This is a genomic window from Micromonospora sp. SYSU B005, assembly GCF_055362685.1.
Map to the genome: position 1 here is coordinate 19425 of NZ_JAXCFU010000029.1, position 7957 is coordinate 27381.

Consider the following 7957-nt stretch of genomic DNA (forward strand, 5'->3'; position numbering starts at 1 on the left):
CCGCCCGGTGGTACGCAGCGATCAGCCGATCGGATCAACGTTTGACGGAAAAAATTCCCGGCGGCGGGGGAGTGGAGTCGACGGCGTCCGCGTCGTGGACCACCGCCGCGCCGCCGGTGAAGCGGTCCAGCTCGGCACCGGCGAGCACCCGGCCGGGGAACCAGTCGCCCGCCGCCCGCCGGGTCAGCTCCGGCACCGGCGGCTCCACCCGGGACGCCACCAGCACCAGGTTGCCGTAGCGCCGGCCGCGCAGCACCGCCGCGTCACCCACCAGGCAGGCCCGGGGCAGCACGGTCCGCACCGTCGCGATCTGGGCGCGGGCGTGCCGCAGCGGCGGGCCGTCGGCCACGTTCGCCAGGTAGCTGCCGCCGGGCGCGAGCACCCGGGCCACCTCGGCGGCGTACTCCACCGAGGTCAGGTGCGCGGGGGTACGGGCGCCGGCGAACACGTCGGCCACGATCACGTCGTACGCGCCGTCCCGGCTCGACGTCAGCGTGGCCCGCGCGTCGGCCACCCGGACCTTCAGGCGCGGATCGGACGGCCAGGGCAGCTCGCGGCGGACCAGCTCCACCAGCGCGCCGTCCACCTCGGACACCCGCTGCGTCGAACCGGGCCGGGTGACCTGCACGTAGCGGGGCAGGGTGAGCGCGCCGCCACCCAGGTGCAGCACCCGCAGCGGCGTCCCGGCCGGCGCCACCAGGTCCAGCGCGGCGGCGAGCCGCCGGACGTACTCGAACTCCAGGTGCGACGGGTCGTTCAGGTCCACATGCGACTGCGGTGCACCGTCCAGCAGCAGCGTCCAGGAGCCCGCACGGTCGGCGTCCGGCACCAGCTCGGCCCGGCCGGTGTCGACGTCGGCCACCACCCGGTCGGAGTCGCGTCGCCGGCCCATCAGCGCCGCATCCCGCGCGCGGCGGCGGTGAGCACCCGGTGCAGCAGCCGCGCATCGCCGAGCATCCCGCGCAGCCGGCGTTCCAGCCCGGCGATCGGCACCAGGTTCTGCGGGGCGCGCGGATCCTTGTACGGGGTGGAGGCGAACCGGGGCAGCGTCACCAGCGACAGGTCGGCCAGCGCGATCGCCTCCGGCACGGTCAGGTCGGCCGAGCACTCCACCCGCACGATGCCCGCCCACGGCGCGCCCGCGCGTACCGGCAGCCGCAGATACCACGACCAGCCGCCCCACGCCGTACCCAGCCGGAACACCGGGCAGCGCTCACCCGGCGCCAGCCCGGTCACCACGGCGGTCAGCCGCCCGTCGAGGTATTGGCTGTGCTGCGTCTTGATGTACCCGAGCGTGCGCGGCAGGTTGCGCCGGCTGCGCAGCGGCCCGTCCACCACCAGCAGGTCGCCGTCGGTGCGTACCGCGTCGGAGACGGCCACCTCCAGCGCGGTCAGCGGCGCCTGCACCGCCGCGGGCAGCTTGCTCAGCTCACCGGTGCCGCTGACCCGGTGCACCGGGTAACGGACCGTCCCGGCGACCACGTCCTGCGCCGACGGGCTCGCCGTGAACAGGCCACGCCCCACCCGGGCGCCGGCCATCTCGGCGGCGCCCCGGTCCAGGTCGCAGCGCACCACACCGGCCGCGTACGAGGCGGCGATGCCGGGGAACGAGCCGCCGTCCTCCTCAGCCGTCCAGACGCTGGCGTCGATCCGGCGCACCCCGTCGACCAGCAGCACCACATCCGGCGACCGCACGTCCGCGCGGGGGCCGATCGCCCGCCAGTCGGTGGCCGGCAGTTCGACGTCGGCGTCGACCTGGGCGCTGCTCGGCGCGGCCGGCCCGGCGCCACCGGCCGCCTCGAACGACGCGCCGTACGCCGGATCCCAGGCGTCGACGAAGAACGCCGGCGACGGCCCGGTCACGCGGCGCTCCGCCGGGACGCGCCGGTCACAGGCCGGTCCGTTCCACGCGGGCCGTCCGCGCGTCCTTGCGGACCTCGAAACGGACCGGGATGCGCTCGGCCAGCGCCGGCACGTGGGTGACCACGCCGACCATCCGGTCGCCCCGGGCGGCCAGGTTCTCCAGCGTCGCCGCGACCGTGTCCAGCGTCGCCGCGTCGAGCGTGCCGAAACCCTCGTCCAGGACGATCGACTCCAGGCTGGCGGCGGTGGTGGACATGCCGGCGAGCTGCTCGGACAGCGCCAGGGCCAGCGCCAGCGACGCCTGGAACGTCTCCCCACCGGACAGCGTCCGCACCCCGCGCCGCAGCCCGGCGTCGTGGTGGTCGACCACGAAGAACTCACCCTTGTCGTGCACCAGGTCGTACTGCCCGCCGGACAGCTCCCGCAGGATCCCCGACGCGCCGTCGACCAGCAGGTCCAGCGCCTCGGTGAGCAGCCAGCGCTCGAAGTTGTTCGCCCGCAGGTGCGAGGCGAGCGCCCGCGCCACCCGCGCCTCGTGCTCGTGCCCGGCCCGCTGTTCCCGCAGCTCGGCGGCCTGCTCGCGGCGCTCGTCGAGGCGGCGCAACTCCGCCTCGGCTCGCTCCACCGCCACCGCCACGTCGCGCGGCGCGTCCTGCGGCGCGTCCAGCCCGGCGGCGGTGAACAACGCGGCGATCGCGTCGGCGACCTCGGCCGCGGCCCGCTGCGCCGCCTCCACCGAGTCGGCCAGCCCGTCGCGGTCCGCGCGCCGCGCCTGCGCCTGCTCGCTCGCCCAGCCGGCCAGCGCCGCCCACGCCGCCGCCACGTCGTCGCGGTCGGCGGCCGGCGGACCGAACCGGGCCAGCCCGTCGCGTACCGCGTCGAACTCACGCCAGGCCCGGCGCAGCCGCTCCTGCGCGGCGTCGAGTGCGCCCCGCGCCCGCCGGGCCGCCTCCCGGCCGGCCCGCACCGCGCCGGCCGCCTCCTCCAGCGCGGTCCGCAGCCGCGCGTGCTCGGTCAGCGACTCGCGCAGCCGCTCCGGCGCCGGCGCGTCCGCGAGCTGCTCGTCCAGCTCGGCCAGGCGCGCACCGAGCTGGTCGTGCTGGGTCCGGGCGCGCAGCAGCACCCGGTCGGAGTCACGGGCCGCGGTGTCGCGTTCCTGCACGACCCGCTTGGCCGCCTCGCTCGCCGCCCGCGCCGCCTTGCCCGCCTCGATCGCCCGGCTCACCGCCGAACCCTTCGGCACCGCCGGCACCGTGGTGACCGTCTGCTCGCACACCGGGCACGGCGCGCCGCCGACCAGGTGCGCCCGCAACGCGACCGCCTGGTCGGCGGCCTTCGCGTCCTCGTGCGCGCGGAACGCCGACTCCAGCTCCGTCTCGGCCCGCTGCGCGTCAGCCCGCGCCGCCGCCAGCGCCGCCACCGCCGCGTCGTGCTCGGTCCGCGCCGCGTCCACCGCCGCGCGGACCGTCGCCGCCTCCGCGGTCAGCCGGTCCCGGTCCGCGTACGCCTTCAGGTGCAGCCGCAGCGCGCTCTCGTCACCGGCGGCGGCCAGCTCCCCGCGCAGCTTCTCCTCGCGCTCCTCGGCCAGCCCGACCGCGGCCGCCGCCTCGTCGGCGGCCACCCGGGCCTGCGCCACCGCCCGCGCCAGCTCGGCGGTGCCGTCCGGCGGCCGCACTCCGGCCAGCACACCCAGCTCGGCGTCGAGGGCGGCCAGCGCCGCGGCCCGCTCGCCCGCCGTCGCACGGGCCCGCTCCCATTCGGGTACGGCGGCAGCGACCGCCGCGGCCAGTTCCCGCATCGCGTCCACCCGCTCCCGGGCGGCGGTCAGACTCTCGTCGTCGACGTCGGCGAGCCCGCCGAGCATCTTGTCGACCGTTTCCAGCTTCGCCTCGGCCTGCCCGGCCCGCTCGACCGCCTTCTTCTGCACCGACTCGTAGACGCCCAGCCCGAGCAGGTTCACCAGGATCTGCTGGCGGGTGGCCGGCTTGGCGTGCAGGAAGTCGGCGAACTGGCCCTGCGGCAGCACCACGCAGGAGGTGAACTGCTCGTACGGCAGCCCCACCGCGTCCAGCACCGCCTGCTCCATCTCGGCCGGGGTGCCCGCCACCACCTCGCCCAGATCCTCCGGGCTGAGCCCGGTGTCGAGCTTGGTGACGTCGAACCCCGGCGGCATGAGCTGCAGACCGGCGTTCGCCGTCTTCACCGTGCCCCGGCCGTCGCGGCGGACCACCCGGGTCGCCACGTAGCGGTCCCCGGCGGACTCGAAGACCAGCCGGACCCGCGCCTCGGTGGCCGACGGTGCCAGCGCGTTCGCCAGCCCCCGGGCGCCGCCCCAGCGCGGCACCGTGCCGTAGAGCGCGAAGCAGATCGCGTCGAGCACCGTCGACTTGCCCGAACCGGTCGGCCCGACCAGCGCGAAGAAGTCCGCGTCGGTGAAGTCGACAGTGGTCTCGTCGCGGAACACCGTGAACCCGGCCATGTCCAGCCGCATCGGCCGCATCAGTGCTCCACCTCCTCGAGCAGCTCGTCGAAGAGTTCCCGGACACCCTCGTCGGCGTGCCCGCGGCTGTCCAGGTAGTCGCCGAACAACTCGCCCGGCGACCGGCCGGCCCGCTGGGCAGTCCGGGTCCCGCTGCCCGGCGCGGGCACCAGCTCCGGGTCGATCCGGATCTCCAGCGCCCGGGGCAGCAGCTCCTGCACCTCCTCGCGCAGCCCGGCCCGGGGCTGCTCCCGGACGTAGACGCGCAGCCAGCCCTCCGGCGCCTCGATCTCGGCGAGCTGCGCGAGCGTGCCGCGTACCGTGCGCAGCGGCACCGCGCCCGGCACCGGCACCTCGCGAATCCGGGCGGCCGTGGTGGCTGTCACCTCCACGATCGTCACCGAGCAGACGTTCTCCTGCTCGCCGAAGTCGACGGCGAGCGGGCTGCCGCTGTAGCGGATCGGGCACGGGCCGATGACCCGCTGCGAACGGTGCAGGTGACCCAGCGCCACGTAGTGCGCGTTGCCCGGGAAGACCGTCGCCGGGACCGCGTATCCGAGCACCGTGTGCGCGTCCCGCTCACCGCCGCCGGTGCTCGCCCCGACCACAGTCAGGTGCGCCGTGACCAGGTGCACGCGGTCCGGCTCGGTGAAGCCCTCGGCGAGGCGGTCCAGCACCCGGCCCAGGTGGTCGGCGTACGTCTGGTTGGCCTCGGCCGGGGTGAGCGTGTACATCTCCACCGCGCGCACCGCGTACCGCTGGGACAGGAACGGCAGCGCGGCGACCCGCCAGCGCTCCCCGCCGGCGGTGACCCCGTCGACGACGTGCTCGTCCGGGTTCTCCCGGACGCTGCCGCGCAGCGTGATCCCGGCCGCCTCGGCCCACGGGCGCAGCGCGTCCAGCGCCGCGCCGTTGTCGTGGTTGCCGCCGATCGCCACCACGTCGGCGCCGGTACGCCGCAGCGCGGTGAGCGCCCGGGTGACCAGGCGGGTCGCCTCCGGGGTCGGCGCGGCGGTGTCGTACAGGTCACCGGCGACGATCACCAGGTCGGGCTGCTCGCGCTGGGCGATCTCGATGACCTGGGCGAGGACCTGCTTGTGCTCCTCCGCCCGGGACTGCCCCTTGAGGACCTTGCCGACGTGCCAGTCGGAGGTGTGCAGGATCTTCATCTGGGTGCCGCCTAGAACGGGATGTCGTCGTCGGAGGAGCCGGAGCCGACCACCGCGAACGGATCGGCGGCCTGCGTGATCGACCGTAGCGTCTCCGAGGGCGCGCGGCCCGCCTCCGAGACCCGGGTGGCCCACGCCGGGAACGGGAACTCCAGGCAGAGCGGCACCGGGATGTCCGGCTGGTTGACGAACATCGTGCCCGGCTTGGCCAGCAGCGCCCGCTGCCGCTGGGCGGGCGGCAGGAAGCCGTACTCCGGGCGGGACGCCTCGGCCGGGTCGAGCCGGCCCACCACCCGGATCGCCGAGTTGGTGACGATCCGCCGTTCCACCTCGCTGGCGGTCTGCTGCGCGCCGACCAGGATCACACCCAGCGAGCGGCCCCGCTCGGCGATGTCGAGCAGCACCTCCTTGATCGGCGACGAGCCCTCCCGCGGCGCGTACTTGTTCAGCTCGTCGAGCACGACGAACAGCAGCGGCTTGGCGGTGCCCGCCTTCTCCTTGCGCTCGAACTCGCTCTTGAGCGTCACACCGACCACGAACCGCTGCGCGCGATCCGGCAGGTTGTGCAGGTCGACCACTGTGACCTGGGCGCTCTCCGCCGTGTTGATCGAGTGCGGGCGACGGGTCGCCAGGTCACCACGGATCAACCGGCCCAGGTCCTTCTTGCTGCCGATCAGCCGCCGGGCGAACGCGTTCACGGTGCCCAGCCCGACCGCGCTGCCGGCCCACTCGCCGCGCGTCTCGTCGTCGTTGAGCTGCTCGACCACGTGGTCGACCAGGTCCGCGTACGAGCCGAGCCGCACCCCGTCGATGCTCACCCCGCCGTCGGCGGGCTGGGCGTAGCGGGCCAGGTGCGCGGCCACCGAGTGGACCACCATCGTGTACTGCTGGCGCTCGTCGTCCGCGTCGGCGAACACGTACGGCAGCAGCCGGTCGGCGCAGAACTCGGACAGCGTCCAGTAGAAGCTGTCCACGCCGGTGAGCCGGCTGCTCACATCCGGCGTGCCGGAGGAGTCGCCGACCCGCGGCGGGGCGTACACCCGCACGTCCGGGAACGCGCCGGCGTCCAGGCCCAGCTTCGCGTACGCCGCCCGGGTCGGGTCGTCGAGCCGGCTGTTCGGGTGGTCGAGGAAGAGCAGGTCCTCGCCCTTCACGTTGAAGATCAGCGCCTTGGCGTTCACCGCGTCGCCGCCCAGCACACCGGAGCGGAACACCGAGTAGAGCAGGAACGTGGCGAAGCTCGTCTTGGTGGCGACACCGGAGATGCCGGAGATCGACACGTGCGCGCCCCGGGTGCCGTCGAGGAAGTCGGCGTTGAGGTAGACCGGCACGCCGTCGCGGCCCATCCCCATCGGGATCCGCCGCTCCATCCGGTCGAAGTGCAGCGCCCGCGCCCGCGCGTCACCCTCGGCCCGGTGCACCACCGCGCCCGGCGTCGGCGGCACGTAGAACTCCGGGTCGACCCGCGTGGTCGTCACCTCGGCCGCCTCCTGCACCTGCGCCGGCAGCGTGCCGTCGGCGATGGCGAAGACGTCGGAGTCGAACTGCGCCCCCTCGTGCCGTGCGCGCACCTGGGTCACCACCCCGGCGATCGTCACCGGCTCACGGTCGGGCAGGTCGCGGCGGGTCACCACCACGTCGTCGAGTTGCAGGTAGCTGCCCGGCGCGACGGCGGTCCAGAAGGTGAGCGGGGTGGCATCGGCGGTGCCGAGCACTCGGCCGACACCCTCGCCGGGCCCGTCGAGCTGATCGTCGGTCATCGGCGGTCTCCGGTCGGCTGGTCGTACCGTTGGCGGTGCACGTCGTGCATCCTGCCCGAGGGATGCGACAGGTTGCCACGCGACGCGGCGGACGCCACGCCACCCGTGCGCCGAACGGTAGCCCCCCGAATCCGCCCGACCACGATGCGTGCCTTTCCTTGGTTGTTCGCGCTTTCCCGGCCGTTCCCGTGCCCCCGGCCGGTCCCGCGTCCCCGAACCGCCCGCCGTTCCCCGTGCCGCCGTCCCTCGGTCGTTCCCGTGCCGCCGCCGGCCGTTTCCCGCGCTGCCGCCCGCCGCCGGTTCCCGGGGTGACCCGACCGATGACCTCGGCGGTGCCGTCGGGCGGTCCGGGTGGTGTCCGGCGCCGTGCGGTCGGGCCCGGCCGCACGGTGGAACACCATGGGTGCCTCCGCGGGCCGATGACACCCATGGCGGCCCACCCGTCGTCTGCCCGCACGTGATTCGCCGCTTCCGGTCCGCATCGTCCCGAGCAGCGGGAGTCGTGTCCCGCAGGTCAGGACGACGCCGAGATCTTGGTAGGAAAGGGCCCCTATAGGGGCCGTTTGGTACCAAGATCTCGCCGCTGCCGCTACAGAGGTTGAAAGGCTGACGTCCGTCGGCGTGTCTGCGTGATCTGGGTCGATGTGGGCGGTAGGTCGGAGGCATGAGGTATCCGGCTGGTGGTG

5 protein-coding genes are annotated in these 7957 nt (G+C 74.9%); all 5 read right to left on the reverse strand.

Annotation, left to right across the window (positions count from 1 at the left end; genetic code table 11):
* Positions 1-34 precede the first annotated feature (34 nt).
* From SM452_RS29795 to SM452_RS29815, 5 genes are read right to left on the reverse strand one after another with little or no spacing between them, the layout of a single operon-like run.
* Positions 35-892: a spermidine synthase gene (locus SM452_RS29795; protein WP_463841171.1), complete on the reverse strand. Its 858-nt coding sequence runs from the start codon at positions 890-892 to the stop codon at positions 35-37.
* Positions 892-1863: a hypothetical protein gene (locus SM452_RS29800; RefSeq protein ID WP_402812672.1), complete on the reverse strand. Its 972-nt coding sequence runs from the start codon at positions 1861-1863 to the stop codon at positions 892-894. The genes SM452_RS29795 and SM452_RS29800 overlap by 1 nt, the downstream gene beginning before the upstream one ends.
* Before the next feature lie 25 nt (positions 1864-1888).
* Complete coding sequence (locus SM452_RS29805) at positions 1889-4363, reverse strand: AAA family ATPase (protein WP_047893135.1); 2475 nt, start codon at positions 4361-4363, stop codon at positions 1889-1891.
* Complete coding sequence (locus SM452_RS29810; protein WP_262013491.1) at positions 4363-5511, reverse strand: exonuclease SbcCD subunit D; 1149 nt, start codon at positions 5509-5511, stop codon at positions 4363-4365. The genes SM452_RS29805 and SM452_RS29810 overlap by 1 nt, the downstream gene beginning before the upstream one ends.
* A gap of 11 nt (positions 5512-5522) precedes the next feature.
* The gene (locus SM452_RS29815) at positions 5523-7271 is read right to left on the reverse strand and encodes an ATP-binding protein (protein WP_043325613.1); all 1749 of its coding nucleotides are present in this window, start codon (positions 7269-7271) and stop codon (positions 5523-5525) included.
* Positions 7272-7957: the final 686 nt, after the last annotated feature.